Below are 1,153 nucleotides of genomic sequence, written 5' to 3' on the forward strand. Positions count from 1 at the left end.
GGAAGACGGCCAGGCGGGCGGTGCGGGCGTCGGGCCAGTGGCGCGCGCCCTGCAGCGTCTCGCGTTTCAGACTCGCGTTGAAGGACTCGGCCGTGGCGTTGTCGGCGCTGGTGCCGACCGCGCCGCGCGAGCGGGTGACCCCGAGCCGGCGGCAGGCCCGCGCGAACTCCCGCGAGCAGTACTGCGCCCCGTTGTCGCTGTGAAACACCGCGCCGTCCAGGCGTCCGCCCCGGGTATGCGCCGCGGCCTGCAGCGCGTCGACGACGAGCCCGGTGCGCATGTGATCGGCGATCGACCAGCCCGCCAGCCGGCGCGAGCACAAGTCCACCACGGTGGCCAGGTAGAGGAACCGGCCGCCGCCGACGGGCAGGTAGGTGATGTCGCCGACGTAGCGGGTGTTCGGCAACTCGGCGGTGAAGTCACGCTGGATCAGGTCCGGCACCGGTGCCGCGTCCGGTTCCGGAAGGGTGGTGCGGACCTTCTTGCGCAGCCGCAGCCCGGCGATGCCGTGCTCGCGCATCACCCGCTCCACCCGCTTGTGGTTGACGACGATCCCGGCCGCGCGCAGCTCGGCCGTCACCCGGGGCGAGCCGTAGGTGCCGTCATGCTCGGCATGGATCCGCCGCACCTGCTCGGCCAATTGCTCATCAGCCTGGCGGCGGGCCAGCCGCGCCGCGGCGCCCTTCAACCACCGGTAGAAGCCCGAGCGTGACACCTGCAGCACCCGGCACAACCGCTTCACCCCGTAGAGCGCCTTGTGATCCTCAACAAACCGGAAGCGGTTCACCAGTTCGTCTCGTTCGCGAAAAGCTTGGCCGCCTTGCGCAGAATGTCCCGCTCTTGCTCCAGCTCCCGGATCCGCGCCCTGAGCTGCTTGTTCTCCTCTTCCAGCACGTCGTCCGAGGGTACGGGCCCGGCCAGCGTGTCCTTGCCGGTCCTGACCCCGCCGGCCGCTCGTTGCCCGCCTTCACCCCGAGCCTGCGCGGCGCGTACCCACACCCGCAGCGTCTCGCGGCTGACCCCCAGATCCCGCGCGATCGACGTGATCGTCCGGTCCGGCCTCGACAGCACCAGCGCCACCGCGTCGGCCTTGAACTCGGGCGGGTAGTTCTTCATCACCATCAGGGATATCTCTTCCCCTGGACCTCAAGAT

General features: G+C 70.4%; 1 protein-coding gene. It reads right to left on the reverse strand.

What is annotated here, in order from left to right; genetic code table 11:
• A protein-coding gene (locus ABD841_RS40480; protein WP_344982390.1) for an IS3 family transposase occupies window positions 1-1,122 on the reverse strand; the annotation gives its coding sequence in 2 pieces (ribosomal slippage) (window positions 1-810 and window positions 810-1,122; 1,123 coding nt annotated over the 2 pieces). This gene is flagged as partial in the annotation.
• Between the last annotated feature and the right edge of the window lie 31 nt (window positions 1,123-1,153).

It is taken from the genome of Streptosporangium fragile (genome assembly GCF_039534445.1).
In the GTDB taxonomy this organism is placed as follows: Bacteria; Actinomycetota; Actinomycetes; order Streptosporangiales; family Streptosporangiaceae; genus Streptosporangium; species Streptosporangium fragile.